The sequence below is a fragment of the Carboxylicivirga sp. genome, from assembly GCF_982718395.1.
Map to the genome: position 1 here is coordinate 1 of NZ_CEXQWX010000109.1, position 20,504 is coordinate 20,504.

General features: G+C 37.2%; 17 protein-coding genes. 10 read left to right on the forward strand and 7 right to left on the reverse strand.

All coding sequences use genetic code 11. The features are described from left to right. Together AC4MRQ_RS17485 and AC4MRQ_RS17490 are read left to right on the forward strand one after the other, a co-directional pair. Positions 1 to 211: hypothetical protein (locus AC4MRQ_RS17485; protein WP_491198996.1), on the forward strand; the 211-nt coding region annotated here is incomplete at its 5' end. Positions 212 to 346: 135 nt separating this feature from the next. Continuing rightward, complete coding sequence (locus AC4MRQ_RS17490) at positions 347 to 1,096, forward strand: TonB family protein (RefSeq protein ID WP_491198997.1); 750 nt, start codon at positions 347 to 349, stop codon at positions 1,094 to 1,096. 642 nt (positions 1,097 to 1,738) lie between these two features. Here the strand turns inward: AC4MRQ_RS17490 and AC4MRQ_RS17495 are convergent. The 4 genes from AC4MRQ_RS17495 to AC4MRQ_RS17510 form a co-directional block, all read right to left on the reverse strand. Further along, positions 1,739 to 2,488 carry a sulfite exporter TauE/SafE family protein gene (locus AC4MRQ_RS17495; protein ID WP_491198998.1) on the reverse strand — a complete coding sequence of 250 codons (750 nt, stop codon included), beginning with the start codon at positions 2,486 to 2,488 and terminating at the stop codon, positions 1,739 to 1,741. 410 nt (positions 2,489 to 2,898) lie between these two features. After that, complete coding sequence (glyA, locus tag AC4MRQ_RS17500; RefSeq protein ID WP_491198999.1) at positions 2,899 to 4,179, reverse strand: serine hydroxymethyltransferase; 1,281 nt, start codon at positions 4,177 to 4,179, stop codon at positions 2,899 to 2,901. A 602-nt stretch (positions 4,180 to 4,781) separates the two neighbouring features. Continuing rightward, positions 4,782 to 6,470: a chloride channel protein gene (locus AC4MRQ_RS17505; RefSeq protein ID WP_491199000.1), complete on the reverse strand. Its 1,689-nt coding sequence runs from the start codon at positions 6,468 to 6,470 to the stop codon at positions 4,782 to 4,784. A gap of 256 nt (positions 6,471 to 6,726) precedes the next feature. Further along, positions 6,727 to 7,290, reverse strand: a complete 564-nt coding sequence (locus AC4MRQ_RS17510; RefSeq protein ID WP_491199001.1) for an NUMOD4 domain-containing protein — start codon at positions 7,288 to 7,290, stop codon at positions 6,727 to 6,729. A 286-nt stretch (positions 7,291 to 7,576) separates the two neighbouring features. On the opposite strand from AC4MRQ_RS17510, the gene AC4MRQ_RS17515 reads away from it, so the two are divergent. Further along, entirely contained in the window at positions 7,577 to 7,960 is a 384-nt protein-coding gene (locus AC4MRQ_RS17515; RefSeq protein WP_491199002.1) for a co-chaperone GroES, read from the forward strand. Beyond that, a complete protein-coding gene (locus AC4MRQ_RS17520; RefSeq protein WP_491199003.1) occupies positions 7,941 to 9,023 on the forward strand; it encodes a tRNA dihydrouridine synthase in 1,083 nt (360 codons plus the stop codon). The genes AC4MRQ_RS17515 and AC4MRQ_RS17520 overlap by 20 nt, the downstream gene beginning before the upstream one ends. Positions 9,024 to 9,026: 3 nt before the next feature. Here the strand turns inward: AC4MRQ_RS17520 and AC4MRQ_RS17525 are convergent, their stop codons facing one another. Further along, positions 9,027 to 10,796 carry a chloride channel protein gene (locus tag AC4MRQ_RS17525; protein ID WP_491199004.1) on the reverse strand — a complete coding sequence of 590 codons (1,770 nt, stop codon included), beginning with the start codon at positions 10,794 to 10,796 and terminating at the stop codon, positions 9,027 to 9,029. A gap of 192 nt (positions 10,797 to 10,988) precedes the next feature. Here AC4MRQ_RS17525 and AC4MRQ_RS17530 point away from each other — a divergent pair, with 192 nt between their 5' ends. Both AC4MRQ_RS17530 and AC4MRQ_RS17535 read left to right on the forward strand, forming a co-directional pair. After that, positions 10,989 to 13,382 carry a TonB-dependent receptor gene (locus AC4MRQ_RS17530; protein ID WP_491199005.1) on the forward strand — a complete coding sequence of 798 codons (2,394 nt, stop codon included), beginning with the start codon at positions 10,989 to 10,991 and terminating at the stop codon, positions 13,380 to 13,382. Between the two features lie 164 nt (positions 13,383 to 13,546). Beyond that, positions 13,547 to 14,308: a Rossmann-like and DUF2520 domain-containing protein gene (locus AC4MRQ_RS17535; protein WP_491199006.1), complete on the forward strand. Its 762-nt coding sequence runs from the start codon at positions 13,547 to 13,549 to the stop codon at positions 14,306 to 14,308. A gap of 2 nt (positions 14,309 to 14,310) precedes the next feature. Here the strand turns inward: AC4MRQ_RS17535 and AC4MRQ_RS17540 are convergent, their stop codons facing one another. Beyond that, positions 14,311 to 15,018 carry a (Fe-S)-binding protein gene (locus AC4MRQ_RS17540; RefSeq protein WP_491199007.1) on the reverse strand — a complete coding sequence of 236 codons (708 nt, stop codon included), beginning with the start codon at positions 15,016 to 15,018 and terminating at the stop codon, positions 14,311 to 14,313. 195 nt (positions 15,019 to 15,213) lie between these two features. On the opposite strand from AC4MRQ_RS17540, the gene AC4MRQ_RS17545 reads away from it, so the two are divergent. Both AC4MRQ_RS17545 and AC4MRQ_RS17550 read left to right on the forward strand, forming a co-directional pair. After that, positions 15,214 to 15,675 (forward strand): hypothetical protein, encoded by a 462-nt coding sequence (locus AC4MRQ_RS17545; RefSeq protein ID WP_491199008.1) that lies wholly within the window; start codon positions 15,214 to 15,216, stop codon positions 15,673 to 15,675. A gap of 157 nt (positions 15,676 to 15,832) precedes the next feature. After that, positions 15,833 to 17,257 (forward strand): M28 family metallopeptidase, encoded by a 1,425-nt coding sequence (locus AC4MRQ_RS17550; protein WP_491199009.1) that lies wholly within the window; start codon positions 15,833 to 15,835, stop codon positions 17,255 to 17,257. Positions 17,258 to 17,460: 203 nt separating this feature from the next. On the opposite strand, the gene AC4MRQ_RS17555 is transcribed toward AC4MRQ_RS17550, so the two are convergent. Further along, positions 17,461 to 17,892 (reverse strand): methionine-R-sulfoxide reductase, encoded by a 432-nt coding sequence (locus AC4MRQ_RS17555; protein ID WP_491199010.1) that lies wholly within the window; start codon positions 17,890 to 17,892, stop codon positions 17,461 to 17,463. Between the two features lie 367 nt (positions 17,893 to 18,259). Here AC4MRQ_RS17555 and AC4MRQ_RS17560 point away from each other — a divergent pair, with 367 nt between their 5' ends. Then, on the forward strand, positions 18,260 to 19,132 hold the full coding sequence (locus AC4MRQ_RS17560; RefSeq protein ID WP_491199011.1) for an electron transfer flavoprotein subunit beta/FixA family protein: 873 nt from the start codon (positions 18,260 to 18,262) through the stop codon (positions 19,130 to 19,132). Positions 19,133 to 19,221: 89 nt separating this feature from the next. Next, complete coding sequence (locus tag AC4MRQ_RS17565) at positions 19,222 to 20,241, forward strand: electron transfer flavoprotein subunit alpha/FixB family protein (RefSeq protein ID WP_491199012.1); 1,020 nt, start codon at positions 19,222 to 19,224, stop codon at positions 20,239 to 20,241. The last annotated feature ends 263 nt before the right edge of the window (positions 20,242 to 20,504 follow it).

Consider the following 20,504-nt stretch of genomic DNA (forward strand, 5'->3'; position numbering starts at 1 on the left):
AGGGGATATTAAGTTTAATAAATTTCCTTCGGAAAATGGTATAATGGTTTACGAGTATAAAATTAAATCAAAAAAAAGATACAAAGTTCAATATCTTTATAATCCTAAAACAGATATATTAAATATAGGTTATACAGAAGTTAATGGAAAATCAGAGTCGAGATTGTTATTTTTAATGGAAATTGGATTGAAAAAGGCATTTGGATTTTAATTGTTGGCTAAAGGATCTTAATGTTACCAAATTCAATTTTTATAAACCTCTGGTCGATTCACTAGGTGCCTTCTCGATCATGCTAAATGAGATTAAACTCTAAATTAAGAAATTAGGGTGTTTAAAGTATATACGATGAAATACGCATTTATATTTTTAATTCAATTTATAATTATTATTCCCTTAGCCGGGCAGTCGAATAAAAAAGTAGCCAGGATTCATCAACTTAAGTTGGAGAATAAAGACCTAGAGAGTGAAGTTCTTCTTTTAGAAAAAAAGATAAGCGAGCTTAGACAACAGATTTACACAAAACGGAATAAGCAGCGAAATAACAGACACATTATTTATAATCTTGAAAATGAGCTTTACGGAGTTGTAAGTAGTTTTGATGAACGAGAAGAGCAAGAGAGTATAGAATCTGAAGAGGCTCAAAAGGAATTGGTCAAAAAAAGAGAACAAGAGGAAGCTGAACGAAAAAGACGTAAGGAGGAAGAGCGGCGTGCAATGGAATCACGTAATCGTGTAACCGGAGCCTTTAGTGGTAACCAAGGCTATGTAACTGGAGATACGGGTTCTAGAGCCCGTATGGCTTTCGGAACCAATAAATCAGGGAATGGGTTTGATTTAAGAGGACGTTCACTCGTAGGGAGCCTGCCTTATCCATCCTTTAGTTATAAAAAGGAAGGAATTGTAGTGATCAAGATTATTGTTGACAGAAACGGTAATGTAACCTCAGCTGAATTTCAATTGAAAGGCTCCAATACGCAGGATCGTGAGTTAATCGAAAATGCTAAAGCAGCTGCCCGACGAGCCAAGTTTAATGCCGATAAAAGTGCATCGGCCTACGCTCAAGGAACCATCACGTATCATTTCCAGCTAGACTAAAACATACAGATATACTTATTAAGTAAGTTTTGCAGTTAACGCATTACTCGTCGTCCGACTAATAAACATCAAATAATTTAGTCGGGCGACGAGTAAAATTTATGTATTTGTCTGCTGCCTTTAAATAATAATTGCCACATCCAATTATTTGATATTCACCTTTCGTTTAGGAACTGACACATGCGATTTTGCAATTTACACATGCAATTTGGGGACCGACACATTCAATTTACCAATCTCTACATGTCATTATTTGATTGCCACATCCAATTATTTGATATTCACCCTTCGTTTAGGAACTGACACATGTAATTTTGCTATTTACACATGCAATTTGGCGACTGCCACATTCCATTTATCAATCTCTACATGTCATTATTTAATCGCCACTTCCGATTATTTGATATTCACCCTTCGTTTAGGAACTGACACATGCAATTTTGCAATTTACACATGCAATTTGGCGACTGCCACATTCATTTATGGGTCTATTCAATAAACTGTGTCATACATATTTTCGCTGGTGCCATATGCTCCTCGCTTGCGCCAATTTGCAATTGGTGCTTTTACTAAAACCAAAATAAAGATGTTGTGCAAGACTGAGGAGAGTAAAGTACCGTACAGTGCACTAATCACCGAGCATTATAAAAACAACACCTTTACGCCAGCCACAAATACAGTAACCAATAAGATATAACGGATATACTTAACTCCAATTTGCTGAGCATATTTAGAAGCAATAAATGCCCCACTGGCATTACCAACCGCCAATATAATACCATATAAGAAGTTAACTTGCCCCGACCAAATAAAAATACCTAAGGCCACAGCAGTGTATACAAGTACTATAAAAACTTTGATAGCATTGGCTTTTATTAAATCATAACCAACTCCTAATACCAGTCCGGCCAATAAAAAGAAACCAACACCAGCTTGAATAAAACCACCATATACACCAATAAAAAAGAAAATGATGATTTGCCAGATCGCTGGTTTTTCATTCACTTGTCCGGCTTGTGCTTTTACCCATTTATCGGGTTTAAAAAGGATCACAAAAAACATAACAAACAGAAGAGAGCCAATGAACAGGTTAAGTACTTTTTCGTCGATAGTAACCGCAATGGAAGCACCTATAATCGAACCCAATAAAGCCGGAATCACCAAAAATAAACTGCTTTTGTAATTAATCAAACCCTGTTGTTTAAAATTGCGTACTGCTACTACATTCTGAAAAAAGATAGCTATCCGGTTAGTGGCATTAGCCTGATGAGGCGATAAACCTAAAAACATAAGCAGGGGTAAAGTGATTAATGAACCACTTCCTGCAAGCGTATTGATAAAACCGGCAAAGAGCCCCGCAAGGATGAGTAGCGCTGCATCAACAATTGACATGTTTATTCATTTTGGTGTCTAAAGATAAGACGAAAATGGATGCGATCTTTATGAGCACAATGTAAATAAAGATCGCATCCTTACTATAACAAAAGCCGCTCTCCAACGAAAGCGGCTCTATATAATAAGTTAACCATCATGTAAATCGCTAGCCTCGAATTAACTATAATTAATCTGTATGCCCCCATCGCCTATCGGCACCTCCCCAAAGGGAAGATTCGTTAATTCCAACATTCTCCCCTTGGGGAGATACCCGCAGGGAGAGGGGGATTTTCTAATTAACCCAAAGTCTGATACCAGATTTAACACTAGCCTCTATCAGTGAGTGATCTAATATCTAACAACTTTTTTAAGCGTTATATAAATCGCTAACAGCTATAAGTGTAGCATTCTGGCGGCTATTAGCTATATTACCATGCGAACATTGGTTTGTCAGCCATCAAAGCATTCACTTTTTTGCGTGTTTCAGCAATTGCTTCTTCATTGTCGATGTTAGAGATTACTTCATCAATTAAACCAACGATGGTACGCATCTCATCTTCTTTTAAACCACGAGAAGTAATGGCCGAAGTACCTATACGGATACCAGATGTAGAAAACGGTGAACGCGTATCAAATGGCACCATGTTTTTGTTGATGGTGATATCTGCTTTTACTAAAGTGTTCTCCACTTTTTTACCTGAAATATCAGGGAATTTGGTACGAAGATCAATCAACATCAAGTGGTTATCAGTACCGCCAGAAATGATTTTGTAACCAAGCTTCACAAACTCATCAGCCATCGCCTGAGCGTTAGAACGTACCTGGTCAACGTAAGTTGCGAAATCATCAGATAGCGCCTCACCAAAAGCAACAGCTTTAGCAGCAATTACATGCTCCAATGGTCCGCCTTGCTGACCTGGGAACACAGCGAAGTCTAATACAGCACTCATCATCTTGGTTTCTCCTTTTGGTGTTTTGTAACCAAATGGGTTTTCGTAATCTTTACCCATTAAAATCATACCACCACGAGGTCCGCGTAAAGTTTTGTGAGTAGTAGTTGTTACAATATGACAGTGCTCAACAGGATTGTTCAAGCGACCTTTGGCAATGCATCCTGCAGGGTGAGCCATGTCACAAAGTAATAAAGCACCAATCTCATCAGCTAAACGACGCATACGTGCATAATCCCACTCGCGCGAGTATGCCGAAGCACCTGCAATGATCATTTTAGGTTTATGCTCACGAGCAATAGCTTCCATCTCATCGTAATCAACCAATCCGGTATCTTCTTTAACATGATAGCAAACCGGGTTGTAGGTTACGCCTGAGAAGTTAACTGGCGAGCCATGTGTTAAGTGACCACCGTGTGCCAAGTCAAGACCCATAAAGGTATCACCTGGCTTTAATACTGCAAAAAATACAGCGGCATTAGCCTGAGCACCCGAGTGAGGCTGTACGTTAGCATATTCAGCACCAAACAACTCACAGGCACGATCAATGGCCAATTGCTCAGTTTGATCTACCACCTGGCAACCACCATAGTAACGTTTGCCAGGGTATCCTTCGGCATATTTGTTGGTTAAACATGAACCCTGAGCTTCCATCACCTGCTCGCTCACAAAGTTCTCTGAAGCAATTAACTCAATACCCTCTTTCTGGCGAGCGTATTCCTTCTCAATTAGATCGAAAATTACAGTATCTCTTTTCATGTGTCTATTATTAGATTTTTATTTGTCACATGGAACTCGCCAATTTTGTCATCCTCGTGTGTGAGAAACTTTTCTTATGGCTCGTTTCATCTTATCTGATATAATTATTAAGGTGTGAGTATCAAAACACATAGTCCGCTATGGGGCATGTGTGGTTAATACTGATTAATTATTGTTATTTATTACATTATTTCTCTCATTTTAAAACTGACCGTTGTCAATTTGTAACTGAAGATCATTCCACTTGGGCCTAATATTCAGTGACTTGTTTTTTGTCAGGGGTCACAAATTTACGTGAACCAGCTGATAAAAAAAACATTGCAGTTTATAACTTTTTACGAGATGCAAAAATGATATAATACAGAGTTGATATTATTCATGTGTTTTGGATATGTTTCCAAAGGTCACATGATACTCACTAACTGTTTTATATCTGTGCTTTGAAAGGTATGGTGATGACTCGTTTCATCTTTAAACCGTTCAAAGCTCATAAAAAGTACTTGGGAGAAATATTTGTTGATGGGGGGAATGTACCAGTGTTTATTTGTTAAATCGTCAAGCCAATAAACTCTTTAACTCAAAACACGAAACTCAGAACTCAATTAATCATCAGAATAATGAATCAACACACGTCGATACACCGAAAATATCTTTGACTTAGAAACAAACCCAAGATATTTACCATCTTTCACTACCGGTAGGTTCCACGCACTTGTTTCTTCAAACTTACGCATTACCTTATCCATGTTTTCATCAATCTCAATCATAGCCGGCGGAATGGACATCAACTCCTCAACGGTTGTTTCATGATACAAATCGTTATTAAACATTATTTCGCGGATATCATCCAACAATACAATACCTCGCAATTCATCTTTATGATTGATAACCGGGAAAATATTGCGTTTTGAAGTTGAAATTACTTTAACCAATTCACCAAGGGTCATTTCCGGATAGATACATTTAAAATCTGTTTCCAACACCTTTTCCAATCGCATTAATGTCAGTACCGCTTTATCCTTATGATGAGTAATCAATTCACCTTTTTGTGCTAGGCGTTTAGTATAAAGTGAGTGAGGCTCAAAATACATAATGGTTAGGTAAGCGATCGTTGCTGTGATCATCAATGGAATAAATAAGCCGTAACCATTTGTAATCTCAGCGATCAGAAAGATAGCTGTCAGTGGCGCATGCATCACACCGGCCATCATGCCAGCCATACCTACCAATGTGAAATGCGATGATGGAACCTCTGAAAAGCCAAGTGTATTAATGATTTTAGCAAATAGATAGCCAGTTACTCCTCCCATAAACAATGTGGGAGCGAAAATACCACCAATTCCACCACTTCCCGTAGTTGCAGCGGTTGCAAAAACTTTAAAGATGATCAGCAGTACCAGAAAGGCAATTAATGCCCAGACATTTTCATGCCAGCCATAAAAAAAACTTTCGCCCATCACGGCCTGACTATTACCGTTCAATAAAGCAATGATAGTTTGATAACCTTCACCATATAGTGGAGGGAATAAAAAGATCAACAAGCTTAATGATAAACCTCCGACGATCCATTTACTAAATGGATTTTTTAATTTGCCGAATTGTTTCTCGGTATTCATTATACCGCGGGTAAAATACAGTGATATAAATCCGGCTAAGATACCAAGCAGTACGTAATAAGGGATGTTATTCAGGTGAAACGGAGCTTCCAGCGTAAATGCAAATTCGGCTCCCTTACCAAGAAAAAAGTAAGCGATGGTCGATGCAGTGATGGCAGATATCAGGAGAGGAATAATTGAAGCCATGGTCAAATCCAGCATCATTACCTCAAGTGTAAAAACCAATCCGGCTATAGGAGCTTTAAAGATACCGGCAATCGCACCTGCTGCTCCACAACCCATTAACAGAATAATGGTTTTATAATTCATCCTGAATAATCGTCCCAGTGTAGAACCAATAGAAGCACCTGTAAGCACAATCGGTGCCTCTGCTCCAACCGAACCTCCAAATCCGATAGTGAAAGTACTGGTGACTATAGATGAGTAATTATTATGGCTTTTTAAATGACCACCTCGCTTTGAAATGGCATATAGTATTTTGCTAACACCATGTCCCAGACTATCTTTCACAAAGAATTTAATGATTAGGATTGTAAGTAGAATACCAATCATTGGATACGCCAGGTACAAATAGTTGCGATTTTCCAGCGTAAAGTTTTCCGTTAATAAATGGTGTGTGAAATGTACAGTGTTTTTAAGTGTTACCGCTGCAAGGCCACTAAAAACTCCAACCATGAGGCTTAGCAAAAGAATGAAATGCTTTTGGCTGATATTTTTGACACGCCAAATTAAGATTTTCCCTATGATTCGATTGAGTTTGTTCATAACGGGCACAAAAGTAATACAAATAAAAGGAGTAAGAGTTGCTGGAAGTTATTTTTAACGAATCTTAAGAATGGCGATGATTATTCTTATAATCTGTAAGGTGTTGAATCATCAGATACAAAAAGAGGGGGCATTGGCCCCCTCCGTATATTTTAAAAAATGTAGATTACATTTTAGGTTCTATTTCTGCCCAATTCTCTTTTCGGGCAATACGACTCACTTGCATTTCGCTTACACAAAATAATTTAGCAATCAGGTTTTGTTTTACACCTTTCTCAAGCATCCCTTTTATAACGGCAACGTCGTCCGTAGATAATTTCGAACTGGTAACAACTTTACCTGCTTTTTTGCGGGCTTCCTGCAATACCTTGTGCATACGCTTGTAACTTTCAGCTTTTGTAACCCACTGCAGGTTGGTATAGTAGTTATTTTGCTTGTTCCAGTCAAGATGTATAACAACATCCTGATCCTCTGCTGTTTTTTCAACAAAATATTCTGCTGTCAACTTGTGAACCAGAAAAGATTTTTTCTGTCCTTTTACGCGTAAACTAACGTTAAAAAAGCCCTTAATATTACCAAGTTTAACAATGCGCCCATCAACTTTATCGTAGCAATAACTCTTGATGCGACCATAGTTACTAACTTCGTACCTTTTATCGGTAAATGTTAGCTCCTTCCATTGTTCATCTTCGATTTTGCGAAGCTTGCGTTCGTTCATGTTTGGCTTCATAATCACTCTAGGTTATAGGTTGAAATGATTAGATCAATGATATCTAATTCATTTAATATATCTACTTTTTCTTTGAGAGCTGTGTAGAGAGTTCTACTATCTGCTAAAAAGTTGTCAACAAATGTATAAAAAAGGATTTGGCAATTCAATAAAACTCTGATATTTAGTGTTGTTAAAAAAAGTTAATCACTTGCAAACTAACGTTTGGCGCAGCATAGCTGCAAACGCATTTTGTAAGATTTTATGGACAATTTAATATCTTTGCAGCCTAAAAACAAATATTACGATGTCGTTAGGTATAGATGATAAAGGACTTGAGAAGTTTATTCTGGTTGGAGACAGAATTTTATTGAAACCACGTGTGCCACAGAGTAAGACAAAATCAGGGCTGTATTTGCCACCAAGTGTTCATGAAAAAGAAAAGGTACACAGTGGTTATATCGTTAAGGTTGGACCAGGATATCCAATACCAGCAGCATCGGATGAGGATGAGACTTGGAAAAAGAAAGATGAGACCGTGAAATATGTGCCATTGCAACCGAAAGAAGGAGATTTGGCCATTTATCTTCAAAGTGGGGGTTATGAAATTGAGTATAAAAAGGAAAAGTATATTATTGTTTCGCAGTCATCTGTATTGATGGTAATTCGCGATGAAGGTTTATTTGAATAATGGTGTGATTGTTATGGGGGAAAAGGTTTTGACAAACAAGGATAATTACTGGAAAGATGCTAATGGGCCAATTTGGGCATTGGCGCCAATGGAGGATGTTACAGATACGGTGTTTCGTGAAGTTGTTTTAAGATTATCCAGTCCAGGTAATCTTCATTTGTTGTTCAGTGAATTTTTGTCCACTGACGGATTTTGTCATCCGGTTGGGAAAGATAAAGTGGTTCACCGCTTTCACGTTAACGCCAGTGAGTTAGAGCTAGTAAGGAAGGATAATGTTAAGCTTGTTGCACAAATATGGGGTACCGATCCAGAGAAGTTCTATAAAACAGCCAGATATATTGCCGAAGAAACTGATTTTGACGGTATTGATATTAACATGGGCTGTCCGATGAAGAACATCATTAAAAAAGGTGCTTGCTCAGCTTTGATCAATACTCCTGAATTAGCTCGTGAAATCATAACTGCAGTTCACGAAGCATCAGATTTACCATTAAGTGTAAAAACAAGGGTTGGTTTTAAGTCGGTTGTGACAGAATCTTGGATTTCAAACCTGCTTCATTCAGAAGCTGATGCCGTAATTGTTCATGGGCGAATCCAGAAAATGATGTCTGAAGGAGAAGCTGACTGGAATGAGATAAGTAAATCAGTACAACTTCGAAATGACATTAATCCAGATATAAAGTTGTTGGGTAATGGTGACGTGATGTCAATTGAAGAATCATTGGATAAGGTAATGGAGTTTGGTGTTGATGGCGTGATGGTTGGTCGTGGTATTTTTCATAACCCATGGTTTTACAATCCAGCTTACTTACCAACCATGGAAGAGCGGATAGAAGCCTTACGTTTACATGCTGGTTTGTATTCAAAAACATGGCAGGGTGTTAAGCCCTGGGCTATTTTAAAACGATTCTTTAAAATTTATACAAATAGCTTCCCCGGTGCCGTGCAGTTGCGGGCACAGTTGATGGAAACGAGTGGATTTGATGAAGTGGAGCGTATTCTGAACGATTTTCTTGTCGAACAGGAGAGACGTAGGATAGCAAAAGAAACGGAGGAATTATAAGAGCTATTCAGAGAACATCTTTAATTGGTTGCGATAGGCAGTAAACGCATTGGCCCTTGAAATAAATCCAAGGTATTTTCCTTTATCAATCACAGCAATATTAAAGCGACTCGATTTACGAAACATTTCAACAAGGTCTTCCATGGTGTCGTCAGGACTGATGTAATATTCTGGCATATACATCAAATCTTTTACCAGCGTTGTTTCGTATAGGTCCGGTTTAAAGATGATTTTGCGAATATCATCCATTTTAATCATACCATGTAACTGCCCCTCACTGTCGACAACAGGGAATAGGTTACGGTGTGCTTCGGATATGACTTCAACCAAATCACCAAGTGTCGCATCTGGTTTAATTTTAGCAAAATCCGTTTCAATCAAGTTTTTAACCTCCATCATAGTTAAAACCGCGTGGTCTTTATCGTGAGTGATAAGCTCACGACGTTTGGCTAACTGGTGAGTATAAACAGAGTGTTTTTCAAATGTTTTGGTGGTTGCAAATGAGACCGTTGCTGTTATCATCAATGGTAAAAACATTTCATATCCTCCTGATAGGTCGGCAATTAGAAATATGCCTGTAAGTGGTGCCTGAAGCACGCCTGCAATTAATCCTGCCATACCAATCAGGGCAAAGTTAGGAGTATGCAATTGGTGAAAACCAAGTTTATTGACAATTGTGGCAAATAATAAACCCGTATTAGCTCCCATGAATAGTGTTGGAGCAAAAATACCACCAACACCGCCGCTTCCGAAAGTTAGCGAAGCTGCAACTACTTTAAGTAATATAATCAGACTTAGAAATGAAGTTAGCGCAACAAAGTTATCAGATAGAAAAGCGAAGACTGAATCTTTAAATACGTGTGTTGTATCTCCGGCCATCGCTGCATTTACAATTTCGTATCCTTCTCCGTATAGCGATGGAAAAAAGAACAGCAAGGAGCCCAATAATAAACTGCCTACTAACAGGCGCATTCTACTCTTCTTAAACTTTTCGAACCATTGCTCTATCAGTATATATATGCGGGTAAAATAAGTTGCAACAAACCCGGCTATTATTCCTAAGGCAATATAATATGCCAAATCTTTTAATTCATATGTTTGTGTAACATCAAAAGGGTATACTACTTCCTGACCCATAAATAAGTAAGAAGTGACAACCGCTGAAATTGAAGCCATTAAAATAGGTACCAGGGATGCCAAAGTTAAATCAAGCATAATCACTTCAAGGGCAAATACAATGGCAGCGATCGGAGCTTTAAAAATAGCAGCCATAGCTCCGGCACATGCACAGCCAAGAAGAAGTTTTATCTGACGATAATTCAAACGGAATAACTGTCCGATGTTACTGCCAATAGCAGCACCTGTTGAAACAGTTGGCCCCTCCAGTCCGACACTTCCACCGAAACCTACCGTTAAAGCACTGGTGACAATTGATGAAAACATATTATGCCGGTTCATTTGCCCCTGGTTTTTCGAAATAGCATAAAGCACATTGGGGATACCATGCCGAACAGGTCGCTTAATAACATACTTTATAAAGAGCACTGATAAAAAGATACCAATGGAAGGCGTAATCAGGTATAAATATCCTTTGCTGCTTTGTGTGGCCTGATGAACCAAGTCACTAATAAAATGAACCGAATTTTTTATGATGACAGCAGCCAGACCAGCCCCAATACCAACCAAAATGCTTAGAATCATCATAAACTGGCGATTACTAACATGTCTTAAGCGCCAAACTAAAAATTGTCGGAATAAAGATTTTCGATTCATTGATTTTAATTGTAACAGCAAGGTAACAAAAAAACTAGATTTCAACTCAATGCGCTAAACTATGTATTGTTACGCCATTGATAAATGAGCGTTGTCATCAAAAGAAAAGAAAGTTATATCAAACATTGTTAATGAATGAGTAAACTATTTAGCTGACATTGTGTTTAATCATAAACCTCAATAATTCAACAAATGATACGTGTATTAATTACTTTATTTCTTCTGATATGGACAAGCATTTTATTCGCTCAAAGAGGTAAGGTTACAGGTTTAGTAAAAGATGCATACACCAATAAGGCAATACCTTTCGTCAATGTATTAATATATGAAACAACCACAGGTACTATTACTGATACATTAGGACGGTTTGAACTAGAAAATGTACAAGCGGGTTTTGTGCGTTTACAACTGTCTTCGCTTGGCTATAAGCCAATAATAACCGAGGAGATTAATGTCTCACAAATACGAAGTAATTATATTGAATTATTCCTTGAGAGTTCAGCTGAAGCATTAGATGAAATCCAGATTACCGCGTCCCCGTACGTTGTAAAAGCCGAAGCACCTGTGTCTTTAAGACGAATTGGTATTGATCAGATCGAAAAAAGTGCAGGAGCCAATCGGGATATTTCAAAGGTGTTGCAATCCTTTCCTGGAGTTGGAAGTGCCAGTACATTTCGTAATGATCTGTTTGTTCGAGGAGGAGGACCATCAGAAAACCGTTTTTTTATAGATGGTATAGAAATTCCAAATCTCAATCATTTTACAACTCAGGGAGCATCTGGAGGACCAGTAGGAATACTTAATGTAGACTTTATTCGTGAGGTTGATTTTTATTCAAGTGCATTTCCTGTATCTAAAGGAAATGCTCTGAGTTCAGTATTCGAATTCAAACAGATTGATGTGAAGGAAGAAAAACCACGTTTTAAAGGAAGTGTTGGAGCATCAGAAGTTTCATTAACAACAACTGCACCTTTGAGTGATAAAACTGGCATGATTGCTTCGGTTCGACGATCTTACCTTCAATTTTTGTTTGATGCACTAGGTTTGCCATTTTTGCCAACATTTACCGATTTTCAATTTAAAACAAGAACACGAATAGATGCAAAAAATGAAATTACCTTTCTTGGTGTAGGCGCCATCGACCGGTTTAAGCTGAATAAAAATGCTGAGCCAACAGAAGAAAATAACTATATCCTTGACTACCTGCCCGTCAATAATCAATGGAACTATACCATTGGAGCCGCTTACAAACATTATTTCGAGAAAAGCTATCTGTCATTTTTTATCAGTAGAAATCATTTAAATAATGAGGCATACAAATATCAGGACAATATTGAAATTCCAGAGAATTTGTTAACGGATTATTCCTCTGATGAAATCGAAAATAAATTTAGAGTTGAATATACTGCTCGACCCAACGATTTTACAATAAATGTTGGGTTTGGTGCTCAGTATGTTCAATACTTTAATGATACCTATAATAAAGTCTTTCAAGATGATGAACCAACCGAAATTAATTATTCATCTGAATTAGACTTCATAAAATGGTCTGTATTTGGTTCGGTTTCACATCCATTTTTTAATAATCGTTTGACCTTATCAGCAGGATTGCGAATGGATGCCAACAATTATTCTTCGAAGATGAATAATCTTCCGGATCAGTTTAGTCCGCGTTTAGCAGCTTCCTATAAGTTGTTGCCTGATGTGTACATTAATATGAATGTTGGACGCTACTATCAAAATCCAGCTTATACTACAATGGGATATCGCAGTAATGACGGAGAACTGGTGAATAAAGCGAATGGTTTGAAATATTTATATTCAGATCATCTGGTTGGAGGTCTGGAATTCAGACCTGATCAACGAACTCGTATTACACTCGAAGGATTTTACAAAGAATATGATGATTATCCATTCTCAATTCAGGACTCCATTTCGATGGCAAGTAAAGGGGGCGATTTTGGTATTTTTGGTGATGAAGAAGTAACTTCAACATCCAGGGGGAAAGCGTATGGAGCTGAATTGTTAGTGAGAACCCGCACAACTAAAGGTCTTAATCTGATTGCAGCTTATACTTATGTTCGGAGCGAGTTTACAAACTGGGAAGATATATTTGTTCCTTCATCGTGGGACAGTCGCCATCTGTTTACTTTCACAGGGAATAAAAACTTAGGTAAAAACTGGGATTTGGGAATTAAGTGGCGATTTGTTGGTGGATTACCATTTACACCTTACGATTTCGATAAATCTTCATTAGTGCTGGCCTGGGATGCTCAGAACAGGCAATATCTCGACTATTCGCAGTTTAACACAAAGCGTTTAGATAGTTTTCATCAATTGGATTTGCGGGTAGACAAAACCTGGTATCTTAATAAAATGACATTAGGCTTTTACGTTGATATTCAGAATTTGTATAACAAGCAAGCTCAACAGGCACCTGAGTTAATACAGGTTTTAGATGAAAATAATCAACCCATAATAATCAATCCGGGAGATCCGATTGAAGAACAACGTTATGCTCTTAAAGAATTAAATACAACATCGGGGACAGTGCTGCCCACGATTGGCTTAATGATTGAATTTTAAGAATGTTACTTTTATTATCAAAGTAGATAACTTATTTAACTATTGTCTTTTGTTTTAAATCGATTTAACAGATGCCTGATGTTTCATATCTTCGTAAAAAACTTACAAGAATGATTGAAACTCATCAAGACTTCCATGAGACGACTAAATGAAAAATCAAACACATGAATATAGTTATTATAGGCTCAGGAAATGTGGCAACACATTTAACTAAAGCGTTGCTTAAACAAAATCATAAAATAAAACAGGTGCTTAGCCGACAATTGAAGAATGCTCATGAGTTGGCAGTTATCGTGAATGCAGAGCCAATAACTGATTTTTCACAATTGGATATCCTGGCTGATTTATACATCATTTCTGTAAGTGATGATGCTTTACCAGATGTTGTTAATAATATGCCGAATGTAAGCGGGATTGTTGCTCATACGGCTGGAAGCATAGGTATTAGTAGCCTGAGTCGATTCGAAAATTACGGTGTGTTTTATCCATTTCAGACCTTTACTAAGGATAGTGATATTGATTTTGACCATGTTCCGGTATTGATTGAGGCCAATATTGAGTGGAATGCTGAAAAGCTATTTGAACTGGGAAAGCAGATTAGTATGAATGTAATAAGGGCCAGTTCCAAACAACGAGGTGATTTACACATTGCAGCTGTTTATGCTTGTAACTTTGTAAACCATATGTATCGATTGGCAGAAGAGACATTAATTGAAAGTGGCTTGTCATTTGAACTGCTAAAACCATTAATTGCCGAAACGGCTAATAAGGTAATGACTTTACCACCGTCAAAAACACAAACAGGACCGGCTTCACGAAATGACCAAAAGATTATCTCAAAGCATCTTAATTCATTGCAAAATAAACCAGAACTTGAAGAGATCTATCGAATACTTACCCAAAGTATACTCGCAAGAACTAAATAGAATTACAAGTTGCTTGCAAGAATGTCAGCAATATGAATGGTTTTAATTGGTGACTTTTGTGCATTAATATAGCTTTGAATATTAAGCAGGCATGAAGCCTCAGAGGATACAATATATTCTGCGCCTGTTGATATGGCCAGTTCAACCTTTTGTTGTGTCATTGCTGTTGAAATAGGAGCATATTTCACCATAAAAGTTCCGCCAAAACCACAACATTGATCACGATTAGGCATTTCTATAAGTTCAATTCCTTTAACATTATTCAATAATTGGCGAGGCTCATCTTTAATGCCATATTCACGTAAAGCAGAACAGGCATCGTGATAAGTAATTCTATTCGGAAAGCAGGCATTGAATTCATCGACCTTAAGTTGATTTACCAAAAAATCACAAAGTTCAAATGTGTTTTTTTTAAGCCTTTCCGCATTGTTTTCATCAACTATATTAGAATAATGATTTCGAATGTATCCGGCACAAGAGGCTGAAGGTGTTATTATAGGCCGTTCATAAGGAAAATCAGTAATAAATTTATCAGCAAGTTTTGTTGCACGTTTTATATCGCCACCATTATATAATGGTTGTCCGCAACAAGTTTGATTAGGATTATAGTTCACTTCGCAACCGGCTTTTTCCAACAATTTAATTGTACTCCAGGCTGTATCAGGGAACATCTGATCGATAAAACAAGGAACAAATAAGTCTACAAGCATCAATGCGATTTTAAAACCTCAAAGTTAAGATTAGTGCATTAAAGGATGTTAACAATCATCAATTAAATACAATTATTTGACTTTGGCATGGAAAATGGAACTAAATATCTGAAAATTAGTTAATAATCACATCTTTTTGTAACTGCAAAGGTTTGTTTTACGTTGAAGGGAAAAGGGTGTTAAATTTTATGTCTGATGAAGAAGTATATTAAATACTTGTTGGAGGATCTAGAAGAGCTTAGGATGCGGTCGGGTAAAAACCTTGAGAGTTTTTTCGAAACAACAGAGGGAACTGATTTTGATTTGTATCATAACGATAATCATTACGGAATTAAGGTGGGCGAATTGTTTGGGATGGAACAGTTCTTTTTTCCTAAAGTTGATTATCTGACCGATACAGAGGCCGAAGTTGTCGTCAGAAGTTTTACGGCTGTTTATAATGCACACGGCTTAAATCCTATTTTCGAGAAAAGTGTTACCAATCATATTAAATATGGTCACCTCCGTCATGCTCTCAATCATCAGGTGTTTCCCATTAATAATCAAATTGTGGACATCGAAATGTGTGACTATTTACCGCAATATTGTCCTTTATATGAATTGTGTTCAAACAACAATAAGCATAAAGTTTGCTGCGAACTAAAAAAGAGGGCATAATCCACATATAATTACTATAATTTCATCGTACATAATTAACAGATATTTGCCTTAGAATAATTATAAATAGGAAGGTATAGAGTTCACAATTAGTTCGGATTGTTAATTTAGTACACACTATAAATTATCAGTGTAACCTAAATTAATAATCTTAATAATGAGAAAGCTAATCACACATAGCACATTGCAGGTGTTTATATTTCTATGTTTCCACTCCGTTTATGCTCAAATTAACGAACAATCAATTAAGAAACATATATATTATCTTGCCTCTGAAGAGTTAAATGGTCGAATTGCAGGTACGGAAGAAGGTAAAAAGGCTGCTGATTACATTGCGAATGAATTTGTTTCGGCGGGATTAAGTGCTTTTACCGATTCCACTCACTATTATCAGGATTTCTCAAGAAGTAGAACCATAGCGAAGCCTTCATTTTTATCGAATGGTATAGATACTTTCCTTGTGGCCCATATAAACAAAAAATCCCATTGGGTTGAAGATGCTTTAATTGAACTGGTCGAGAGTGATGACCAGAATAGGAAAGAAGAAAGTAGTGTTTTTGTCAAGTTGTATGCCGATACTTTTGAAGAAGGGATGCAGAAGGTTCAAGATGAATATCAACAGACTGGCAAAAAAGAATATGTGCTCTTAATGTCCAACAAAAAAAAGAAACGTTTTAAAATAAACCTCAAAAGTTTAAAAGCGGCAAAAAGTGCACAGGAAGTATTTGTTCTGACTAACTATTTGCATTATGCACATGATAAAGCAGAGTGCGATGCTTATTTAAAAGGTTTTGAACATTTAAATGTACTGGTTGCAAGTGAAAAAAGCATATCTGAACTGATTGCAGCTAACGCAGAACCTATTAAAAGATTGAGGTTAAATGAAGAGCCTGATTCACTGATCAGTAAAAAGTATAGAAATGTTATTGCTAAGATTGAAGGAAGTCAAAAAGAACAACCGACTGTTGTTTTTTGTGCTCACTACGATCATGTAGATTCTCTTTATTCAAGGAAAATAAAAGGGGATCAGCTTACAGACTATTATCCTGGTGCAGACGATAATGCCTCAGGAACAGCTGCAGTAATAGAGATCGCTAAGAGCTTGAAGAAAGCCAATTATCAGCCTGAACACACAATTTACTTTTGTTTATTTGATGCCGAAGAACAAGGATTGTATGGCTCACGCCATTTCGCTAAGGCAATTAAACAAGATGTTGCACTGGTTATTAATATGGATATGATCGGTCGTAATAAACGTGATCGTAAAAGTTGCGAAGATGTTATTTTTGCTAAAGCTCAAGGCAAACATGGTCGTGAATTTGTTAAGGGGTTTGATAAATACGCACAGCAAAACTCCGATTTTCTGAAAGTTCGCCGATTTGATACAGAACTATTGTTGTTATTGATGGGGTTTCCATCAGACCAGGCAAGCTTCAGACCTCATTCAGATACTTCTGTTTTTTATACCGGACTGCACAAGGATTATCACACACCTAATGACATACCTGAAAAAATCAATTACAGAAAATTGACGGAATACATCAATATAATGAGCAGTTATATGATGCAGAATAAATTGTAAGATTAAGAAACTGTTTAAGTTTTATCCTTTGGTTTATTTTGGCGACTTAAGCCCTCATACTTCTGCAAAAAATCTTTAAATAGCGTTGCTATTCGCATCAATTTTGCCTTATCTGAGAACTTAATTCATCCAAACTAACTCTCAAAAACAATATTTAAACAGTTTCTAAACCTGGCAGAACTTATTCTCTGCCAGGTTTAACCTTATTTTTTAGGTACAAACTTCAAAGAGATGGAATTAACACAATGTCGAGTGTTTTTTTCAGTAAAACCTTCACCAATAAAAACATGCCCTAAATGACCATTGCATCGTGCACAAACAATTTCAGTTCGTCTGCCGTCTGCATCCGGCACTCTCTTAACAGCTCCTTTAATTTCATCATCAAAACTTGGCCAGCCACAATGCGAGTCAAATTTATCATTTGAATTGTATAACGGTGCGTCACAGTGTTTACAAATGTATTGACCTTCCTCCTTATGGTTCGTGTATTCTCCCGTAAATGGAAATTCTGTGCCTTTATGAATGATCACTCGTTTTTCCTCCTCATTAAGCGGGTTGAGTTTTATTTTTGTTGTATCCTGTGCCATAACTCCTTTTCCTATAATTACTAATATCGCTAAAATATAGATCCTCATCTTACTCAAATTTAATTATTGACTACATGTTTAGTTTTGTAGTATATTGGTCGCTTTAGTAACTCATACCTTACTTTAAAACTTACTTAAATTCATTTTAAATAGAGCAATTCGTCTTCATTTTTGTTCAGGCTTGATAAAAGCGATTGATTTTGGTCGAAAGTAATTCGTAATGTAAGCTAATTGGCAGATAATGTGGTTGATATGATCTTATTGGTAATTGGGTATTCAAAAGGTGTTAATTATTTAAAATGTAAACAAAGTATTATAAAGTAAAGGAGGTTAGGTGTTTATAACTCTCTTTGTTAATTGAACCGATTTTATATATTTGTCATCCGATAATAATTCTTTACCAAAAATTGAAGCAATGGGATTAAAAATTGTAGTTCTTGCGAAGCAAGTACCTGATACCCGAAATGTAGGCAAAGATGCCATGAAAGCTGATGGGACAGTGAATCGTGCGGCATTGCCGGCTATCTTCAATCCAGAGGATTTGAATGCTCTTGAGCAAGCCTTAAGATTAAAAGATAACTACCCGGGTACAGAAGTAACTATTTTAACGATGGGACCCGGACGTGCAGCCGATGTTATTCGCGAAGGCCTATATAGAGGAGCGGACAATGGTTTTTTATTAACAGATAGAGCTTTTGCAGGTTCAGATACTTTAGCAACTTCTTATGCTATTTCTTGTGCCATTAAAAAGATGGCAAAATGTGACTTGATTATTGCCGGTCGTCAGGCGATTGATGGTGATACAGCTCAGGTTGGTCCTCAGGTGGCCGAAAAGCTTGGTTTACCTCAGGTAACATATGCAGAAGAGGTACTTTCAGCCGATAAAAAGAAAATTGTCATCAAGCGTCGTTTAGAGCGTGGAGTTGAAACGGTAGAAATGCCTTTGCCAGGTGTCATCACTGTTAATGCAAGTGCACCAGATTGTCGTCCGCGTAATGCTAAATTGTTGATGAAGTACAAGCATGCGCAAACAATTACTGAGCGTCAGGCCGAAACAGAAGACTATATCGATCTAACAGCTGATCGTCCGTATCTTAACATTGAAGAGTGGAGTGTTAACGATATTGAAACGGATATTAACTGGTTAGGTCTTTCTGGTTCTCCAACAAAAGTTAAGAAAATCGAAAATGTCGTTTTTCAGGCTAAAGAGGCTAAAAAAATAACACCAGCCGACGACGAGATCGATGAATTAATGAAAGAATTAATTGCTAATCACACGATAGGTTAAATTAGTGGTTAGTCAGTAGAGTTTAGATAGTAGTTATGTACTACTGACCACTGACTAAAAACTAGTTACTAAATTTTAAATTCGAAAAAATGAACAACGTATTTGTTATTTGCGAAATAGATGAGGGAAAAGTAGCCGATGTGTCGTTAGAATTAATGACGAAAGGGCGTTCTCTTGCCAACCAGTTAAACTGTAAGTTGGAGGCATTAATTTTAGGCCACAACTTAAAAGGAATTGAAAAAGAATTGTATCCATACGGAGCTGATGTGGTTCACATTGGTGATGATGAGCGTTTGGATCCTTATACGACATTACCTCATACAAGTGTAATTGTTAACCTATTTGAAAAGGAGAAGCCACAAATTGCTTTGTTAGGAGCTTCTACTTTTGGTCGTGACCTTGGCCCACGAGTCTCTTCTGCTTTGGTGAGTGGTTTAACAGCCGATTGTACATCATTGGAAATTGGTCCGCACGAAGATAAAAAAGCCAAAAAAGTATACGAAGACCTATTGTACCAGATTCGTCCGGCATTTGGTGGTAACATTGTTGCTACTATTATTAACCCTGATTGTCGTCCACAGATGGCTACAGTTCGTGAGGGTGTGATGAAGAAGGAGGTTTACGATGCTAACTACAAAGGTAAAGTCAACAATATTGATGTTGATAAAGTATTAAAACCTGAAGATTTGGTGGTGAAAGTAATTGAGCGCCACATGGAAAAGTCGAAGGTGAACATCAAAAACTCTTCCATCATCGTAGCCGGTGGTTATGGTGTGGGTTCAAAAGAGAACTTTGCGCAACTGCAAGAGTTGGCCGAAGTTCTTGGTGGCGAAGTAGGAGCGTCGCGTGCTGCTGTTGATGCTGGTTATGCAACTCACGATCGTCAGATTGGGCAAACAGGAGTAACTGTACGTCCAAAGCTATATATAGCATGTGGTATTTCAGGCCAGATTCAGCATACAGCCGGTATGGAAGAGTCGTCTATGATCATTGCCATTAACAATGATCCTAATGCACCAATCAATAAAATTGCTGATTACGCTATTACTGGTGATGTTGGTGAAGTGGTGCCAAAATTAATTAAGTTCTATAAGCAGAACACGAAGTAGTGATTAGTGATTAATGAATAGTGATAAGTTATTAAACACTGACCACTAATAGTTAATCGTTAACAATTAAATTATTGTTGGATCAGATTTCCGAAAGGGACTCAAAATAAAAAACAAAATGGCAAATTTTTTCACAGACAACCCGGATTTGAAATTCCACTTGGAACATCCGTTGATGAAGAAGATTGTAGCTTTAAAAGAGCGCAATTTTGCTGACAAAGATAAATTCGATTATGCGCCCATGGATTTTGAAGATGCCATGG